This is a genomic window from Oceanidesulfovibrio marinus (assembly GCF_013085545.1).
GTDB lineage: Bacteria > Desulfobacterota > Desulfovibrionia > Desulfovibrionales > Desulfovibrionaceae > Oceanidesulfovibrio > Oceanidesulfovibrio marinus.
The window spans coordinates 217,237-235,752 of the sequence record NZ_CP039543.1; the positions used below are offsets into that span (position 1 = coordinate 217,237).

Annotated in this window: 16 protein-coding genes and 1 pseudogene; 11 read left to right on the plus strand and 6 right to left on the minus strand. The window is 61.6% G+C overall.

Annotation, left to right across the window (positions count from 1 at the left end; all coding sequences use genetic code 11):
* The first annotated feature begins 1 nt into the window (after position 1).
* The 11 genes and pseudogenes from E8L03_RS00945 (at position 2) to E8L03_RS00990 (ending at position 10,119) form a co-directional block, all read left to right on the plus strand.
* Positions 2-1,090 (plus strand): Gfo/Idh/MocA family protein, encoded by a 1,089-nt coding sequence (locus E8L03_RS00945; protein WP_216367926.1) that lies wholly within the window; start codon positions 2-4, stop codon positions 1,088-1,090.
* A 37-nt stretch (positions 1,091-1,127) separates the two neighbouring features.
* On the plus strand, positions 1,128-2,015 hold the full coding sequence (locus E8L03_RS00950) for an amidohydrolase family protein (RefSeq protein WP_171266311.1): 888 nt from the start codon (positions 1,128-1,130) through the stop codon (positions 2,013-2,015).
* A 22-nt stretch (positions 2,016-2,037) separates the two neighbouring features.
* Entirely contained in the window at positions 2,038-2,370 is a 333-nt protein-coding gene (locus E8L03_RS00955; RefSeq protein WP_144304836.1) for an L-rhamnose mutarotase, read from the plus strand.
* A gap of 298 nt (positions 2,371-2,668) precedes the next feature.
* Entirely contained in the window at positions 2,669-3,820 is a 1,152-nt protein-coding gene (locus E8L03_RS00960; protein ID WP_144304835.1) for a CaiB/BaiF CoA transferase family protein, read from the plus strand.
* Between the two features lie 20 nt (positions 3,821-3,840).
* Positions 3,841-4,287, plus strand: a complete 447-nt coding sequence (locus tag E8L03_RS00965) for a MaoC family dehydratase (RefSeq protein ID WP_144304834.1) — start codon at positions 3,841-3,843, stop codon at positions 4,285-4,287.
* A gap of 199 nt (positions 4,288-4,486) precedes the next feature.
* Entirely contained in the window at positions 4,487-5,638 is a 1,152-nt protein-coding gene (locus tag E8L03_RS00970) for an ABC transporter substrate-binding protein (RefSeq protein WP_171266312.1), read from the plus strand.
* A 426-nt stretch (positions 5,639-6,064) separates the two neighbouring features.
* Positions 6,065-7,039 carry an ABC transporter substrate-binding protein gene (locus E8L03_RS00975; protein ID WP_244963618.1) on the plus strand — a complete coding sequence of 325 codons (975 nt, stop codon included), beginning with the start codon at positions 6,065-6,067 and terminating at the stop codon, positions 7,037-7,039.
* Positions 7,040-7,045: 6 nt separating this feature from the next.
* Positions 7,046-7,834 (plus strand): ABC transporter permease, encoded by a 789-nt coding sequence (locus tag E8L03_RS00980; protein WP_144304831.1) that lies wholly within the window; start codon positions 7,046-7,048, stop codon positions 7,832-7,834.
* Positions 7,835-8,596 (plus strand): ABC transporter ATP-binding protein, encoded by a 762-nt coding sequence (locus E8L03_RS00985; RefSeq protein ID WP_144304830.1) that lies wholly within the window; start codon positions 7,835-7,837, stop codon positions 8,594-8,596. It abuts the gene before it with no gap.
* Between the two features lie 881 nt (positions 8,597-9,477).
* Positions 9,478-9,669 (plus strand): annotated as a pseudogene (locus tag E8L03_RS21170) (GntR family transcriptional regulator); the annotation flags it as partial.
* A gap of 9 nt (positions 9,670-9,678) precedes the next feature.
* Positions 9,679-10,119: an FCD domain-containing protein gene (locus E8L03_RS00990; protein ID WP_235896556.1), complete on the plus strand. Its 441-nt coding sequence runs from the start codon at positions 9,679-9,681 to the stop codon at positions 10,117-10,119.
* 142 nt (positions 10,120-10,261) lie between these two features.
* Here the strand turns inward: E8L03_RS00990 and E8L03_RS00995 are convergent, their stop codons facing one another.
* The 6 genes from E8L03_RS00995 to E8L03_RS01020 form a co-directional block, all read right to left on the minus strand.
* Complete coding sequence (locus tag E8L03_RS00995; RefSeq protein WP_144304828.1) at positions 10,262-11,227, minus strand: electron transfer flavoprotein subunit alpha/FixB family protein; 966 nt, start codon at positions 11,225-11,227, stop codon at positions 10,262-10,264.
* Positions 11,227-12,009: an electron transfer flavoprotein subunit beta/FixA family protein gene (locus tag E8L03_RS01000; RefSeq protein ID WP_144304827.1), complete on the minus strand. Its 783-nt coding sequence runs from the start codon at positions 12,007-12,009 to the stop codon at positions 11,227-11,229. Before E8L03_RS01000 ends, E8L03_RS00995 begins: the two co-directional genes overlap by 1 nt.
* Positions 12,010-12,011: 2 nt before the next feature.
* Positions 12,012-14,159: a (Fe-S)-binding protein gene (locus E8L03_RS01005; RefSeq protein ID WP_144304826.1), complete on the minus strand. Its 2,148-nt coding sequence runs from the start codon at positions 14,157-14,159 to the stop codon at positions 12,012-12,014.
* Between the two features lie 242 nt (positions 14,160-14,401).
* On the minus strand, positions 14,402-15,586 hold the full coding sequence (locus E8L03_RS01010; protein WP_171266314.1) for a (Fe-S)-binding protein: 1,185 nt from the start codon (positions 15,584-15,586) through the stop codon (positions 14,402-14,404).
* A 30-nt stretch (positions 15,587-15,616) separates the two neighbouring features.
* Positions 15,617-17,047, minus strand: coding sequence for an FAD-binding oxidoreductase (locus E8L03_RS01015; RefSeq protein WP_167512398.1), 1,431 nt, complete (start codon positions 17,045-17,047; stop codon positions 15,617-15,619).
* A gap of 137 nt (positions 17,048-17,184) precedes the next feature.
* A complete protein-coding gene (locus tag E8L03_RS01020; protein WP_144234895.1) occupies positions 17,185-17,787 on the minus strand; it encodes an acetate uptake transporter family protein in 603 nt (200 codons plus the stop codon).
* Between the last annotated feature and the right edge of the window lie 729 nt (positions 17,788-18,516).

The following is an 18,516-nucleotide window of genomic DNA, read 5'->3' on the forward strand; positions in this document are numbered from 1 at the left end:
AATGCATACTCATCCTGCAGATGTAGGCGTCAGCACCTTGCCTCCCATGCCCGAAAAGCCGCGCCCCGTGGTCAGCATCGGCGGCGGTGGAATCGTGAACGATGCGCATCTGCCTGCCTGGAAAAAAGCCGGTTTCCCTGTCCTGGCCATGTACGACGTCAATGCCGACAAGGCCCGCAGCACTGCAGAGAAGTGGGGCATCCCCAGCGTATATGAGGACCTCGATGACCTTGTGAAGGCAGGCGAAAAGGAAGGGGCCGTGTTCGACATAGCCGTGCCCGCCTCGGAGATCATGGGCATCCTGACACACCTGCCCGAGGGCGCCGGCGTGCTCATCCAGAAGCCCATGGGGGAGAGCATCGAGGAGGCCCGGGAAATCCTCATGACCTGCCGGGAACGCAAGCTCGTGGCCGGTATCAACTTCCAGCTCCGCCAGGCCCCGTTCATGGTGGCGGCCAAACAGATGGCGGAGAAAGGGCTGCTCGGCGAGGTGCATGATGTGGAGATGCGCGTTGTCTGCCAAACGCCGTGGAACCTCTGGAGCTTCCTCTTCGAGAAGGAGCGCATGGAGATCAACTACCACAGCATCCATTACATAGACGCCGTGCGCAACATCCTGGGCGATCCCTCGGGCGTGTGGTGCAAGACCATGAAGCACCCCAAGATGATGGAGCTGGCGCAGACCCGCTCGTCCATAATCATGGACTACGGGGATGTGGTCAGGGCGAATATCTCCACCAACCACGGCCACGACTATGCCCCGGATCAGCAGGAGTGCTTCTTCAAGATCGAGGGGACCAAGGGTGCGGTCAAGATCCAGATCGGCGTCATCCTCAACTATCCCAAGGGTTCGGTGGACCAGTTCCTGTACGTGCTGGACGACGGCAAGGGCTGGCGCACCATGGAGATCGAGGGCTCCTGGTTCCCCGAGGCCTTCATGGGCCCCATGGGCGGCCTGCAGAAAAAGCTGGAGGACCCCTCCTTCAACTACACCAATAGCGTGGAAGACGCCTGGAAGACCATGTGCGTGGTGGAAGCCTGCTACGAGTCTTCGGCCTCCGGCGCGACGCCGGTCGATTACACCGCGTAGCCCGGCTATTGCCACGTAACCATAAGAGCTTGATACGATGAGACATATCACCGACGTACACGTACACGTCTGGGATCTGTCCAGGTTCTCTCTGCCCTGGCTGGACGACGTTCCCGCGCTGAAGAAGAGCATCAGCGAGGATGACTACATGCGGGATATGGGGCAGGGACCTGGCTGGCGAATCGAGAAGGCCGTTTATGTGGAAGTGGATGTGGCTCCGGAGCAGCGGGAGCAGGAGGCCGAGTACATCGCCCGGGTCTGCCGGGACCAAGAATCGGCCTTCGAGGCGGCGGTTATCTCGGCGGACCTGGCCTTGCCCGAGGCGGCCCGGCGGCTCGGCGCGTATCGCGACCATCCGTGCATCCGCGGCGTGCGCCATGTGCTGCACGTGGATTCGAGTCTCAAGGGAGCCTGCCTGGACACGACCTTTGTGCGCAACGTCCGCATACTGGGAGAGCAGGGCATGCTCTTCGAGGGCTGCCTGCGCACTTCCGAGCTGTCGGACCTTGTCCAGCTGGCAAAGCAGTGCCCGGACACGTCCGTTGTGCTGGACCACATGGGCAACGTGGACCCCGTGAGCATTGCCGCGAAGAACCCGCCCCCTGGGCAGGCCACCTATGCCGATCAGTGGAAGAGGGACATCGAGGCCCTGGGTGCGCTGTCCAACGTGAGCTGCAAGATCTCGGGCCTCAACGTGTTCGGCGACTGGAGCAGCGAAACCCTGGCCCCGGCTCTGGAGCATTGCTTCGATGTGTTCGGTGAGGACAGGATCATGTTCGCCTCCAACTACCCGGTCTGCCAGCTCTCTCTCGGAGCCCGGCCCTGGGTCGAGGCCCTGCTGTCCATCACGGCGGCGCGGTCCGAGTCCTTCCAGGAAAAACTCTTCTCCGGCAACGCTGCCCGGATCTATCAACTGCAACGATAACCTGACGCAGGAGGATACGCATATGTCCAACGTCATGCGCATAGGTGGAGTCATCAAGGCCAAGCCCGATAAGATCGACTACTACAAGCAGCTGCACGCCGCCCCGTGGCCCGAGATCAACGACATGATCAAGCAGTGCAACATCCAGAACTACTCGATCTATTTCAAGGACGATTACCTCTTCTCCTATTTCGAGTACACGGGCGACGACTTCGAGGCCGATATGGCCAAAATGGCCGCCGACCCCAAGACCCAGGAGTGGTGGGCCGAGTGCGTTCCCTGCCTCACCCCGCTGGAGACGCGTAAGGAAGGCGAGCTCTGGGCCTCCATGGAAGAGGTCTATCATCTGGACTAGAGCCGCTGACAAAACCTTGTCTGCGTGTGCACGGCTTGCCCGGATTCCGGCTTCGTCAACCTGCATCGACGTAGGGCCCACTACGTCTGTTCCGGTTTCCTTGCCCGAATCCGACCCGCTCGTGCTCGGCGCGACGACCGGTTTTGTGAGAGATTCTGATCCCGCCAGACTGCGAGTGACGGGTTGTTGATACGACAGGTGCGCTTCGCATGCGGGGCGCACCTTGATGAATTTGCCGGAGCGGTGCAAGACAGCCGCCCCCACGGTTGTAAACACTTAACCATCAGGTGAAACGATAATGGCCACATTGCCTTTGCAAGGACTGCTTGTTCTTGATTTCAGTCAGTTTCTGGCCGGACCCTCCGCTGCGTTGCGCTTGGCCGACCTTGGCGCCACGGTGGTCAAGGTCGAGCGTCCTGGAACAGGCGAGTTGGGCAGAAGTCTGTATATTTCCGATCAGGAGTTCGACGGGGAGAGTGCGCTCTTCCATACCATCAACCGCAACAAGAAGAGCTACGCCGCCAACCTCAAGGACCCCGAAGACCTGACCCGGGTCAGGAAGCTGGTGACCAGGGCCGACGTGCTCATCGAAAACTTCCGGCCCGGCGTCATGCAGCGCTTCGGTCTGGACTACGACTCGGTCAGGGAGCTCAACCCCGGGCTCGTGTACGGCACGGTCACCGGCTACGGCACCGAGGGCCCCTGGAAGAACCTGCCCGGCCAGGACCTGCTCATCCAGGCGCGCTCCGGCCTGGCCTGGCTCAGCGGAGAAGCCGAGCAGGGCCCTGTGCCCATCGGTCTGTCCGTCTCCGACATCATCACCGGCGCCCACCTGGTGCAGGGCATCCTCGCCTGCCTCGTCCGCCGTGGCGTCACAGGCGAGGGCGGCCGCGTGGAGGTCAACCTGCTGGAGTCTACCCTGGACATGCAGTTCGAGCTCCTCACCTGCCACCTCAACGACGGCGGCAAGCAGCCGCAGCGCTCGGCCGTGAACAACGCCAACGCCTATCTGGGCGCTCCCTACGGCGTGTACCAGACCGCGGACGGGCACTTGGCCCTGTCCATGGGCGACATTCCCAAGCTCGGCGAGATCGTGGAGTGTCCCAAGCTGGCCCAATACACCGACAACAAGCAGTGGTTCGTGAAGCGCGACGAGATCAAGGCCGTGCTCGCCAAACACCTCACCTCCCAGACCACCCAGTACTGGCTGGATCGCCTCGTACCCATGGACTACTGGTGCGCGCCGGTCCTGAGCTGGAGCGAGCTGCGCGACGAAGCCGGCTTCCAGGCGCTGGAGTTCGTGCAGACCCTCACCAGAGAGAGCGGGGCTGAGATGGACACGACCCGCTGCCCCATCCGGATCAACTGCGACAAGATCTACTCCGGCCAGGCCGCTCCCAGGCCCGGCGAGCACACGGACGAGATCAACACCACGTACAACCTCACATAAGTGGCGCGAGGAGCGACACCATGTTCATCGACAAGTATTACGAAGAGTACGAGATCGGCGAGAGCCGCGAGAGCTACGGCCGTACCATCACCGAGTCCGACATCGTCATCCACGCGGGCCAGACCGGTGATTTCTACCCCCACCACATGGATGCGGAGTGGTGCAAGACCCAGCCCTTTGGCCAGCGCATGGCCCACGGCACGCTCACCTTCGCCATCGCCGCCGGCCTGGGCGCAGGGGACATCAACAACAAAAGCATGACCTACGGCTACGAGCGGCTGCGCTTCCCCCGGCCTGTGTTCATCGGCGACACGGTCCACGGCGTCTTCAGCATTACCGAGAAGAAGCCCCACCCGCGCAAACCGGGCTACGGCCTCGTCACCGAACGCGTGGAGCTCAAGAACCAGAACGACGAAACCGTGCTGGTCTGCGACCACGTCCACTTCGTGGAATGCCGCGAGAAGTAACAGCTCGTGGCATTGGCTGGAATTCAAGGGGCTCCGCCCCTCGAACTCCCCGCAAGGGGCCACTGGCCCCTTGACCCCGATCTGGGGGTCTGGGGGAACAGTGTTCCCCCTGGCCGCCGGAGGCATTGTTTGTCTCTGCAAACATAATCATTTCAGCCAATTCTATTGGCTGAGATGTTTCACGATGGAGTATGCGACAATGATCACGTTGAAGGGTATGACCTGGGACCATCCCCGCGGGTACGCGCCGCTGGAGAAGGCGTCCGAGCTGTACCGCGAGCGGCATCCCGAGGTGGAGATCTCCTGGACCAGGCGTTCGTTGCAGGCCTTTGCGGACCGGCCTTTGTCCCTCATGACCAAGGAGTACGACCTGCTCATCATCGACCACCCCCATGTGGGCGAGGCCGAGCGGGATCAGTCACTGCTGCCGCTCAACGGCCAGGGCTACGACGACATGCTGGAGGAGTTCTCCAGGCGCACGGTGGGCCCCTCCTATGCGAGCTACGATTACCACGGCTCGGTGTGGGCCCTGCCTGTGGACGCGGCTGCCCAGGTGGCCTGCTGGCGGCCGGATCTTCTGGACGCGCCGCCCCGGACCTGGGACGAGGTCGTGGCCCTGGCCGAGAAAGGGCAGGTGACCATGCCGCTCAAGCCTATCGACGCAATGGCCAGCTTCTGCACCCTGTCCGCCAACATTGGCCATCCCGTGGCCAGGGACGAGGGACGCCTGCTGGACATGGACGCCGGCCGCGAGGTCTTTGAGGCGCTGCTGGCCGTGGCCCGGCACATGGAAGAGCAGTGCTTTTCGAACAATCCCATCGAGGTGCTGGAGCGCATGTCCCGTACCACCCAGTTCGCCTACTGCCCGCTGCTGTATGGCTACAACAGCTACAGCCGGGAGGACGTGCCCAACGCCCGCATCGCGTTCAACGACATTCCGGCGCTCGGCGACAACGGGCCCTGCGGCTCCATGATCGGCGGCGCGGGCATTGCCGTCTCATCGAGCTGTGAGCGCCGCGACGTGGCCCTGGACTTCGCCTTTTTCATCATGAGCGGGGAAGCCCAGAGCGGCTTCTACTTTGACGCCCAGGGCCAGCCCGGCCACCTGGACGCCTGGGAGAGCGACCGCACCAACAGGCTGAGCCTGGACTTTTTCCGGAATACCCGCAAAACCATGGACACCTGCTGGCTGCGGCCCCGGTACGACGGCTTCCTCGGCTTCATGGACAAGGCCGGCAACCTGGTCAACGCGACCCTGCGCGGCCAGGGCGACGTGGACGAGACGCTGAAGCAGCTTGAGGAGCTGTACCAGGCCAGTCGAGGCACCCGCCTGGATCGCGACTACGACTGAGTGAGCGAAGAAGGAAAGGAAATGAAGCCGGGTCTGGATGGTATCCAGGTCCGGCTTTTCTAATGGGAAAAGACCTTCCGCCAGACAGGGGGAGTATTGTGAGGCTATTTGGTGGAGAGCCGGGAACCGGCGCGGAAGCCGGGGCATACATTCCTGAACGCCCGCTGCAGCCCTTGCAGAGCGTAATCAGACAGCTCTTGAAGAGACCGCTCCTGATTTGTATGACGTACATACATGCCATTCCCGACAGCGCAGTGGGGTGGCGTCTCGATTGACCTGAGCTACAGTACGTTTGGGCATGCCTTCTGGGGTTGCGTGGATTGAGCGTTGCCCGGGCCCGGTGAACGACACGGATCTTGCCAACTCTCCGGACTCCGGGTATTGAGCAGCGCTTGGGAAAAAAATCACAACATGGAGGGAGAGAGAGTGAAACGCCTGACAATACTTCTGTTCTGCGTGTTCGCCGCGGTGTCCGCTTTCGCCGCGACCGCAAAGGCTGAGACCTCGATGAAAATCGCCCATGCAACATGGGTTGGGTACGGACCGCTCTACATCGCCAGCGAAAACGGCTACTTCGAGAAGCTCGGCCTGGATGTTGAGCTCATAATCATCGAAGACGAATCGCAATACGCCGCCGCTCTTGCTTCCGGCAACATAGACGGCCTGGGCAACGTCCTCGACCGCGAGATCATCCACTACGCCAAAGGCACGCCCGAGACCGTCATCCTTGGCATGGACGAGTCCGCCGGTGGGGATGGCATCGTGGCGTCCGCCGAGATCAAGAGCCTCGCCGACCTCGAGGGCAAGACCGTTGCTCTGGACAAGTCGTCCACATCCTACTTCTTCTTCCTCACGGCCATCGAGTCCGCGGGCCTGGACGAGAAGAATATCAATATTACGGAGATGGGCGCATCCGACGCCGGCGCTGCATTCGTTGCCGGCAGGGTCGACGCCGCCGTGACCTGGGAGCCCTGGCTGACCAACGCGAATCAGCGTGAAGGCGGCCACGTCCTGGTTTCGTCCAAGGACTTCCCCAAGACCATTGTCGACGTGCTTGTGCTGCGCAACGACTTTATCGAGAAGAACCCTGGCGCCCCGCTGGCGTTGACCAAAGCCTGGAACGAGGCCGTGGCCTGGTACAACGAGCACCCTGACGAGGGCAACGAGATCATGGGTAAAGCCATGGGGCTGGATGCCTCCGAAATGGCCGATATGGCCTCAGGCGTGCGGTTCATCGGCGGCTCCGACAACCAGGACTTTTTTGATAAGTCCAAGGCCGGCAACATCTACGAAGTTGCCGCGCGCGCTGCAAAGTTCTGGGAGGAGAAGGGCATCATCGACGCAGGCACGGATATCGATGCGCTCATTACCGATCAATACGTGAAAGAAGCCACCCAATAGCTGAAGATGGCATCAGACAAGGAAACAGGAAGCCGGCTGGCGGCGCGTTCGGTGTTGTCGGCCGGCTCCTTTGCCGCGATCATCGCGATCTGGTGCGTGGCTGCGTACGGCGGCTTCGTCAAGGATCTCTTTCTGCCCAAGCCCCACGCCGTTCTCATGGCCTTCAAGGAGATGTGGGAGGAGGGCATTCTGCTGTCCTACACCTGGGATTCCACCTACCGCGTCCTGGTGGGCTGGGCGCTGGCCGTGGTGGTGTCGCTGCCGTTCGGCATGATCATCGCCACGTCGAAGCGCTTCGAGGCCCTCTGCGAGCCCATCGTGGATTTTGCGCGCTATCTGCCCGTGGTGGCCATGGTGCCGCTCACGCTCTTGTATTTCGGCATCGGCGACGTGCAGAAGTTCGCGGTCATCTTCCTGGGGACATTCTTTCAGCTCGTACTCATGGTGGCCGACACGGTCTCCAGGGTCGATCGCGATCTTTTGCGGGCCGCACGAACCCTGGGCGCAGGCCGTCGCCAGGCATACACGCTGGTGCTTCTGCCGGGCTCGCTGCCTGGGATCATGGACGACCTGCGGATCACCATCGGCTGGGCCTGGACCTATCTCGTGGTGGCCGAGCTGGTGGCCGCCAACTCGGGCCTGGGCTACCTGATCCTGCGCGCCCAGCGATTCCTCGCCATCGACCGTATCTTTGCCGGGCTCATCATTATCGGACTTCTCGGGCTCGCCACCGATGCGCTCTTCAAGTGGCTGACGAAAATCGTCGTTCCCTGGAGCGATAAGGTGGGCGGCTAGATGGCTATGCTCGAAGTCTCACAGCTTTCAAAGGTGTTTCCGTCAAAGGCCGGCGACGTTGTGGCCATGCAGGATGTGGAAATGATGGTCGAGGAGGGCGAGCTCGCCGTGGTGGCCGGGCCGTCGGGCTGCGGCAAGTCCACGCTTTTGAACATCGTGGCCGGGCTCGAAGCGCCGACGTCGGGCCGTGTGGTCATGGACGGCAGCGAGATCACCGCCCCTGGCGCAGAACGCGGCATGGTCTTCCAGGGGTATACGCTCTTCCCCTGGCTGAACGTGCAAAAGAATGTGGAATTCGGACTGCGCATCAAGGGCATGCCGGCTGCAGAGCGCGCGGACCGCGCCATGCACTACCTGGAGCTGGTCGGGCTTGCGGGCTTCTCCAAGGCTCTGCCCAAGGAGCTCTCGGGGGGGATGAAGCAGCGCGTGGCCATTGCGCGGGTGCTGGCCAACTCGCCGCGCATGCTGCTCATGGACGAACCGTTCGGCGCGCTGGACGCCCAGACGCGGCTTCTGCTCCAGGATCTGTTGCTCGAAATCTGGGCCAGTGAACGCACGACCATCCTGTTCATTACCCACGATATCGATGAGGCGATCCTCCTGGGCGACACGATCCGCATCATGTCCAAGCGCCCGGGCCGCATCATCGAACGCATCGAAGTGGACATTCCGCGCCCCCGCGACCATACCACCACAACGAGCCCCGAGTTTTCCTTGCTCAAACGCACGATCATGGACCGCTTGTGGAACGAAATCAGGTAAGGATGCGTATCCGGTTGTAAACGTCTTCGAACAGGTTGATTTCGTCGGACTACAGGACGTGTACGGCGGGCAACAGCGGGGATGGGGAGCAGCGCTGCTCGTCCATACATGCCTGCAGCTCCAGGCAGCGGCCGTTGAGCGGCGGAGCTGACGCCGCAGTGGCCGTGGCCGGGCTCAGCAGTCCGCCTCGTTCTCGAAAACTTGTCTGCGGTCGCTAACTGTTTGACTATTCATGCACATGCATGGTTTGTGCGAAATGGGCTCATAAGATTTTGTTGAAAAGTATACAATTTTTTTGTCTATTTTTATATTGAAAAAATCCGGAAGCTGCCTAATTGTACATTGCGGAGGGAGAGTGGAGCGGCCTTTTGGTGGCGCTTTGGGGGAGGCAGTCCCCCATTTTCCGGGCAGGCGCCTGCACACCGAGGACGTGTTTAGACACGCATTGCCCAAAGGCCGATAAGATTCCCGTCTTTTCCCTAAAGCAGCGGACAAAGCCTCTTCGGGCTCGGACGCCCGCCGCGACGGCTCAGCTTTATTACGGACCTATGCAAGCAATTTCAGTAGCTTGAGCGACCAATGTTTCGAGCGCCCCGGGCCGTGGAGCAGGCGCCCTCGTGATGAATTGCGTTTTGAGCCTGGCGCCGCTCGGACCGGCAATGGCTGTGTTATGGTGTTGTGCATCAAGGTGTAAAAGTATATTCTTTGGCCGATGATGCGAGGAGAAGAATCGATCGTAAAGGGCTTTGCCTTTTGAGCAGCCTGGCGGGCGCAGGAGCCCTGCGTACGGCATGGCGCTTACAGAGAGTGATCATGATAGACACGCCGTCGAACTGGCGGCGCGAAAGGTTGTACAACCGGAATAAAAGGTGACTGTGTTGATGAAAATATTGGGCGTTGCTGACAGTACAGCGTGTTTTTTGCGGCACGAAATCATTACAGGCAAAATACCTCCCGGATCGAAACTCAACGAGGTGGAGCTGGCCAACAGATACGGCGTCAGTCGGCCGCCTCTCCGCGAGGCCTTTCGGAAGCTGGAGTATGAAAAGCTGGTCAACAACATTCCCAGAAGGGGAACGTTCGTGACCGAGCTTTCCTTTGACGATTGCAGGGAGGTCTACTTCACGCGGCGTACGCTGGAATGCGCGGCCGTGGATCTGCTCGCCAAAAGCGGCAATCGGGATTTCACCAAGTTGAGCGAGTCTGTCGAGAACCTGGAGCATTTCGCCATGCCCAGGAACTCGGACACCACAGACCTTGCCGATTATTACGGCGAGATCGCAGGGTTCCACTGGGATCTGGTCAAGGATGCGGGCAACCGCTGGCTGACTCACTGTTACCAGAGTATTGCCTCCACACTGAGCCGTTATCAACTGATATATTTAAGTATCTTGAGCAAACGCTCCATTGAGGACCACAAGATCGTCGTGGAGTGCATGCAGGAAGGGCGGTTCGAGGAAGCCAAAAAGCAGTTGGCCGAACACATCTCCCGCGTCCTCAACGAAATGCTCGACAATATCTGACAGGCTGAAGGCGGCAGGGATCTCCGCCTTGGCAAAGTCCAGCCCTCCGGATCAGTGCACGCGGCGGGTGACGTGATATAAAAAAGTGACGCCGGGCCCCTCCAGGGAGCTCGGCGTCGTTCATTCAGAGGGATTCCTACAGCTATTCGCCGTTGATCGCCTCGGTCAATTCCGGGAGAAAATCCAGGATGTCGGCCACGATTCCCACGTCGGCCGCCTGGAAGATGGGGGCCTTGGGGTTCGTGTTGATCGCCACGATGAAGGGCGAGCCTTTGATCCCGCCCAGGTGCTGGAATGAGCCGCTGATGCCGCAGGCCAGGTAGACCTTGGGCTTGACGGTCTGCCCGGAGGTGCCCACCTGGCGGGACCTGTTCATCCATCTGGCGTCGACGATGGGTCGGGAGCAGGCCACCACGCCGCCCATGGCCTCGGCCAGCTCTTGCGCGATCTCGATGTTCTCCTCGTCGCCGATGCCACGGCCGATGGACACCAGGACGTCCTCCTTGGAGATGTCCACGTCGTCCACCTCGGCGGCGGCCATCTCCAGGAAGACCCGTCGCATGGCCGGCTCGCCGATCTCGCCGGACTTGTCCACAATCTGGCCGGAGCCTGCGCCTTCGGCCGGGGCAAAGCTGCCGGCCCTGAGCGTCAGCACGGCGCCGCCGGCCACGTTCGTCTGCACATGCGCGCTCACCTGGCCGCCATACTCCTGGCGGACGAGCGTGAGAACGTCCCCGGCCAGGCCGTCTACGCCCACCACGTCGGAGACAAAGGGCACGTCCCGCTTGATGGACAGGCCGGGCGCCATGTCCATGGCGAACGTGTCGTGGCCCATGAGCACGATGGAGCCGGCGGGCAGGGCGGACGCCAGGACAGGCCGGATGATTTCTGCGTTGGGCTGGGCCAGGCTGTCGCTGCTGAACTTCCAGACCTCGGCAAAGCCCTGGGCCAAGGCTTCGGCCACAGCGTCCAGTTGTGGGGCGTTGCCGGCGACGATGGCCGTCACCGGTGCGTTGGGGGCGATGGCCGCGGCCGCGGTGAGCAGCTCCAGGGCCGTGTCATCGGCCACGCCGTCCTTGTGGGCGATATATGCGAAGATCTGCGTCATTACTTCATCCCTCCTTTGGCCTGGAGCATCTCGATCAGCTTGGCGACCATTTCTTCGGTGGAGCCTTCGAGCATCTCGGCCCCTGCGCCCACCTCCGGCGTAAAGTAGTCCAGGCGCTCCACCTGGGGGGCCAGGGCTTCAGCGGTGAGCCCCAGAGCGGCCGCGTCCATGGTGGGAATTTCCACCGAGGCCACCTTGCGGATGCCGCGGACGCCTACATAACGGGGCTCGTTGATGCCAGTCTGAATGGACAGCACACAGGGCAGCTCGATGCGGCTGATCTCCTGCTCGCCGCCTTCGACCTCGCGGCCGATCTTCAGTGTCTTGTCGCTCTCGACCTCGATCATGTTGACCAGCGAGGCGAAAGGCTGGTCGAGCATGGCTGCCAGCATGCCGCCAACCTGGGCGCAGCCGTCATCGGCCTGGGCGCCGGTGAGTATCAGGTCGATGCCCTTGGTTTTGGCGGCGGCCTGGAGGACCGTGGCCACACCGCGGCCGTCGAGCCCGGCAAAGGCGTCGCCGGAAAGGAGCATGGCGTTTTCCACACCCATGGCCATGGCCCGGCGCAGTACTTCATCTGACTCGTCGTCGCCCACGGCGGCCACGGTGACGGAGCCGCCGACCCGGTCCACTATCTGCAGCGCTTCCTCCACGGCGTAGTTGTCCCATTCATTGATCGAGTAGACCAGATCGTCACGTTCGATGTCGGTTCCCGCGTCATTCACCTCGATCTCGTTGGTCGAGGTGTCGGGGACCCGTTTGACGCAAACCAGGATGTCCATAATCAGTCTCCCATGCTCGTTTGTGTGTCTTTGCCCGTGTCGGGCGCCTCGGAGAAGGTCGCCGCGCCGGGCCGATCGGCCAGGCGTCCGTCAATCAGCTCGGCCAGGTCCATGGCCTCCATCGTGTCTTCAAGCCCGGCCACCTTGATCGCATCCTCGATGTTCACCAGGCAGAACGGGCAGGCGGTCACGATAACGTTGGCCCCGGCCTCGGCCGCCATCTGCACCCGCAGCACGCCCATGCGCTGCTCTTCTTCCGGTTCGTAGAACAGCATCAGTCCGCCGCCCCCGCAGCAGAAGCTCCGGTCGCGGTTGCGGGCCATCTCCACCCGGCGCAGGCCCGGCACGGCGTCCAGCGCGGCCCGCGGATCGTCGTACAGCCCGTTGTGGCGTCCCAGGTAGCAGGGGTCGTGGTAGACGTAGACCTTGCCAGGGTTCTCGACGGGCTTCAGCCGCAGGTCGCCTTCATGAACTTTGCGGGCGATGAGCTGGCTGATGTGCTCCACCGGCGGCAGGCCCTCGTAGTCCTTGAGCAGCGCGTTGTAGGTGTGCGGGTCGGCCGTGATGATGCGCCGGGCCCCGGATTTCCGGATCATCTCGGTGTTGTGGTCCCGCAGGTCCTGGAAAAGCAGCTCCTCGCCGAAGCGGCGCACCTCGTGCCCGCAGTCCTTTTCCTCTTTGCCCAGGATGGCGAAGTCCACGCCGGCTGCCGCGAGCACCCGGGCCGTGGCCTGGGCGATGCGCTGCATGCGGTCGTCGTAGGAGGTGATGCTGTCCACGAAGTAGAGGGTGTCGGCGGAGTCGCCGTCCTCTACAGACTTGACCGCAAGCTCGGCGGCGAAGGCTTTGTCCCTGGCCCAGGCGCCGCGCTTCTTCTCCATCTTGCCCCAGGGGTTGCCCCGTTTCTCCAGCGCCTTCAGCGGCTTTTGCAGGCTCGGGGGCACGTTGCCCTCGTCGATCATGCCCCGGCGGAGGTCCACCATCTTGTTGATGTACTCGATGCCCAGGGGGCACTCCTCCTCGCAGGCCCCGCAGGTGGTGCAGGACCAAATCTCGTCCTCGGAATAGATGCCGCCGATGAGGGGCCCCTCTTCGGGCTGCTCCTTGTTGTGCTGGAACACCGGGTAGCGCCTGAAGATCAGGTCGCGGGCCTTGATGGTGATGAAGCGGGGCGAAAGCGGGCGGCCCACGGCGTTGGCCGGGCAGTTGTCGGAGCAGCGGCCGCAGTCGGCGCAGCTGTAGAAGTCCAGAATGTGCTTCCAGGTGAAATCTTCGAGCATCTTGACGCCGAAGGAATCGAGCTCGGTGAGCTCCTCGTCGGACACGCCGTAGCGCACGGGTTTGACGTCCCCCTTGCGCAACCGCATGAAGAAAACGTTGAAGAAGGACGTCACCACGTGGAAATGCTTGCCCAGGGGCAGGAAGCACAGGAAGAAAAAGAAGGTCAGGTCGTGAACGTAGTAGGCCGCCAGGTGGATGGTCTGCAGCGCCTCCACAGAGACGCCGTGGAGCAGATGCTCGAATATCCAGGGCAGGGTCAGGATCACGGCGGTCTCCGCAGGCAGGCCCCGGGCCTGGGCCGCGGCGGTCAGCGAGGCGTCGAAGAGCCCCTCGCTGATCATCAGCAGGGAGATCAAGCCGAGCACGAACACGGCCTCCGCGGTGTGGTCATGGCCATACTTGGCCGGCACGGCGTAGCGGGCCGGCTTGATGACCGCCCGTCTGTACATGGCCGCCAGGGCAGCAATCAGCACGGCCATGGCCATGATCTGGCGCAGTACGAGGTAGACCTGGCCCGGCGCGCCGCTCAGGCCGGGAATGGTGAAGCCGTCCACGACGCCCAGGATGACCATCTGGATAGAGCGCAGGGACAGACACAGGAACCCGGCGAAGATGACGATGTGCAGCAGGCCGGCGGCCATGTAGCGAGGCTGGCGCCACTGGGCCAGCCATATTTTGAGCACCTTGGCGATGCGTTCGGGGATGTTGTCGAAACGCCGGTCCGGGGCGGCCAGCCGCATGGGCGCCAGACGGCGCGCGATCAGGTAGCCGAAGACCCCGATTCCGGCGAGTGTGATGGCCAGAGAGAAGCTCCAGGCCGGTAGAAAGAACAGGTGCGCCTTGGCGGGCGAGATCAAAGCGATTTCCATCCGTGGTCCCTTTGCGTTGTCGTAATGGAGAGTTCCAGCGCGCCTTGGCCGGCCGCAGCCCGAAGTCCGCTCCCTCGCCATGCATCCGGCCCGGAGGCGGATGGTGTTGTTGGCGCCGGACGGTTCAAGGTGAGGACGGGTCTGAACCGTCCGGCGTCAGAGGGGAGAAGCGGTGAACCCCTGTATTGGCGGAAGTGGTTCACCACACGGTTAAAGACTGCGGAACCGCGATGCCGCGCCGGCTACAGAGCCATGGCGCAGAGCTCGGCCAGGCTGAGAACCTCCAGCTTGTCCGCGGCGTTGGTGACTTTGACGCCGTCATTCATGTTGATGAAGCACCAGGGACAGGCGGTCACCAGCACCTCGGCGCCTTTCTCCACGGCCTCGGTGACGCGGATGTTGGCCAGCCGGTTGGTCTCGGCCTCGAAGTCGGCCCACATGCGGCCGCCTCCGCCTCCGCAGCACAGGCTGTCGGCGCGGTTGTCCTTGAACTCCATGAGCTCGACGCCGCCGATGCTCTTGATGACCTCGCGGGGCTCTTCGCACACGTTCTGGTATTTCGAGAGGTAGCAGGGGTCGTGGTAGACGACCTTCTTGTCCACCGTGTTGGGGAAGGTGAGCTTCTTTTCCTGCACCAGGTCGTACAGAAGCTGGGTGTAGTGGCGCACCTTGATCCCCTGCATGTCGGCTTCGGGATACTTTGAAGAGAAGGTCTCGAAGCAGTGGGGCGAGAGCGTGACGATGGATTGCACGCCGTTGTCCTTGAACAGGTCGATGTTCTTCTCGGACAGCATCTCGAAGAGCCCGACTTCGCCCATCTTCAGGGACGGCTCGCCGCAGCAGGCCTCGTCCAGCAGAATGCCGTAGGAGACGCCCGCGTGATCCAGAATTTTTGCCAGCGCCTTGACGGTGTTCTGCACGTCCTCGTCCACGGCGGTGGAGCAGCCCAGGTAGAGCAGGATCTCGGTCTGGTCTGTATACTCCTTGAGCCCCAAGGCCTTGACGGCTTCCTTCCGCTTGCGGGCGGTCACCATGTAGGGGTTGCCGTTCTTCAGCAGCGAATCGAGCACCTTCTTCTGCTCGGGCATGGGGCCGACCTGCATTTCAATCAATAGCTCGCGGCCCATCTCGATGGCGTCCAGCAGCTTGGTGCCGGTGCTCAGGGACTTGCAGGCGATTTCGCAGCTCTTGCAGGTGGTGCAGCCGAAAACGATGTCCCGCAGCTCCTGCAGGGCTTGTTTATCCTCTTCTCCCCACTTGACGGCGTAGTACAGCGAGCGGGTGACGCCCGAAGCGCCCTGGCTCACCTCGCCGGAGGTGATTTCGAAACGCGGACAGCTCGGCAGGCAGAAGCGGCAGTTGATGCAATAGCTCAGGATACCCAGAATCCCGTCTTTTAGTTCGGTTTGAACGTCTGTGCTGGTCATTTCGCACTCCTTCGTGGCAGCGGTTTGCGGTTAGTCTCTGAAGACGTCGGGGTTCAGGATGGAGTTCGGGTCAAAAACCTTCTTCACGTCCTTGACCAGACCGTAGACAGTGTCGCCGTACCGTTTGCGGTAAAACGGAGTCCGCTTGGCGAACTGTCCCCACTCGCCGCCGCAGGTTCCATACTTCTCGTTGATCTGCGCTTCCTTGAAGAACATCTCCTCGATGCCCTTGTTCTTTTCCTCGGCGCTCCAGTCGGCCGGGAAGATGTACACCGGGTGCAGTGACAACGCGCCCAGATGGCCCATGATGTAGGGCTTGCCGAGCTTGCTGAGCGTGGGCATGCCCTCGTCCATGTTGATGGTGTCCTCCATGCAGTCCACCAGACCGCGGACCGAGGAAGCGATTTCGGACAGGCCGAAGACGCCCTTGCCGCCCTGGCAGATGAAGGGCAGGGCGGACTCGCGGGCGAGCCAGATCTTGTGCCACTCGTCCATGTCCGTGATGCGCTTGGCCTCGATGACCGGCTCCTTGCTGATGGCTTCCACCAGCTTGTTGACCTTGTGCACGGCCTCTTCCTCGGTCTGGCCGATGGAGTGGAACATGATCAGCGAGCCGGGAGGTTCGGGCAGGTTCTGGATGGCGAAGCTCATCCTGGCCACCCGTTCGTCCAGGTACTCCATGAACAGCGGCATGGGCGCCTTTTCCATATAGATGCGCTGGACCGCCTTGGCCGAGGAGAGCTCGTTGTGGAAGTAGGCCACGCCATAGGCGCTGGCGAACATCGGGACGAGCTGCATCCGGATGCCGGTGATGACGCCGAGCAGACCGTCGCCGCCGACAAAGTACTGGGTCAGGTCCGTTCCTGCGGGCCGCCGCAGGCTCTTGGTCCCCGTCTCGATGACCTCGCCGCTGGGCAGGACCACCTGGAGGCCCAGGATGTAGTCGCGGGGCTTGCCGATGCACGAGTCGACCGCGTGGGCGCTGGTGTTGTTGCTGATGATGCCGCCGATGCTGGCCACCCGGATGCTGCCGGGGACCAGGGGCAGGAAGTAGCCTTCCTCTTCGAGCATCTGCTTGACCTTGAGCACGCGGTGGCCGGGGCCGAACTCGACGTAGCCGTTGTCTTTCTCGATGCTGAAGTGCTTGAGCCGGCCCACGTTGAGCACGATGCCGGAGTGGCGGTATTTGGAAGCGCCGTGCAGGCTGGTGCCGGAGCCGCGCACGAACACTGGGATATTCTTTGTGTTTGCGTACTTCATCACCTGGCTGACCTCCTCGGTGGAGCTCGGCCAGACCACGGCGTAGGGAACCATGCCACGGTCGATGTCGTCCGAGGACGTGTACGGATCCAGCGCGTTGTTGATTCGTTCGAAAAGGCCTTTGGATATGGCCTCTTCGGGCAATATCTCACGCAATTCCCGCTGGATGTCTTCAGGGTTATAGTCAGGATAGTTCGCCATGACATTCATCTCCAGATAATAGCTTTGTGTCGTTGCCCGTTCTTTGAGCGATGACGTTTTTAAATCACTGCGGATTCAGTCAGGCGCCGGTCCGGGGGCTTTTGAATCCCGGCTCGTCCGGCCGTCGCCATTTCCGGTCATGCCATCTTGACCAAGGCTCCCGGCATGGGAAGGATTGTTCGTTTGAACTCGTTGTTCATGACGATGGCCGCGGCGATGTACAGCCCCAGGATGCCGGCTGTCAGGAAGGCGAAGGAAGCGATCTGCAACTGGGCGTGGCCGAAGATGCCTAGGTCGTGCAGGGCGACGATGGGCACGCCGATGTCGATGCAGAGCACCAGTACGAACAGGAGAAACGGCGATTTGAGGTAGCCCAGAGTCATGGTCCAGATGAAAATCCAGAGGGCAATCCAGGCAAAGCCGTCTATGGTGTGGTCCAGCGGGAGCCAGCCGAATGCGGTGACGAGGTACTTGAAGATCAGCTCAAGGCCGCTCACCATCATGAAAAAGGCGGCAAAGATGTGGAACACATTGCCGCCGACCAGTGCGCCTTCTTTGTATTCGAGAATGCACACGGTGTACTGCACCAGGGCGCCGCCGAGCAGCCACAGCCCCAGCAGGGGAATGCTGGTCGGCTCTACATGTCCTCCCAGGTATGCGTAGAAACAAAAACACGCCACAGCCAGAGCTCCCAGTCCGGCGGGAGCGCTATTCGCCCACTTCACAGGTTGTTCAGCCATCCGGCACCTCCACTGGTTTATTGTGTTGAACTCGAAACCACGTCCTCCACTATGGGCAAATGCAAACGATTACTTCCTTGAATGTCTCACTCGGCAGTGCGGGCTGATATTTCCGCGTCGCCGTTGCAAAGCGCTGCTTTTGTCTGGTGCGTATCGGGCGCAGTCTGAGCACACACATGCTGCTTTCTGCTGTCTGGCTGCAGTGGCCTCCACAGCGTGAGCGGCATTTTGCTCCGCAACCGGATCAAATCTCGGTGGGGCGCGTGCGCGTCTCGATTGCTACAGCCACGGCTTACTGTTTATTGTCTACAATAGTCAAGAAGATTTTACTTCAGTTCCGAAATGCTCCCGGGGGGCGCGCACCAGGGCGGCTTCCGTCTCGCAGCAGAGGGAACCAGTTCGGCGCTCCTGCTGCGTGCGGAGCCGGGCACTCCTGCCGTGGCGGAGTTGTTTAAGATTAGCTATTAACGCAGTTGGTTGTGTCAATGTGAACGGAGACGGGCGGCAGCTGGGGTGAGGATCGCTTTGGCGTACGCGCTACGTTTTTGCCGGCAGAGGACGCCCGCGATTTGAGGCGAATGGTGCCTGGGTGGAGAGAGAATTTTTCGGACTGACTGTTGTAGACAATAAACAGTAGGCAAAACAGGTGGGAATGGTGCTGATACTCGGCACGCTAATCATGCAGGACCCCAAGACGCTGGGGCGGTGGGCGATTAAGCTGGAGACGTC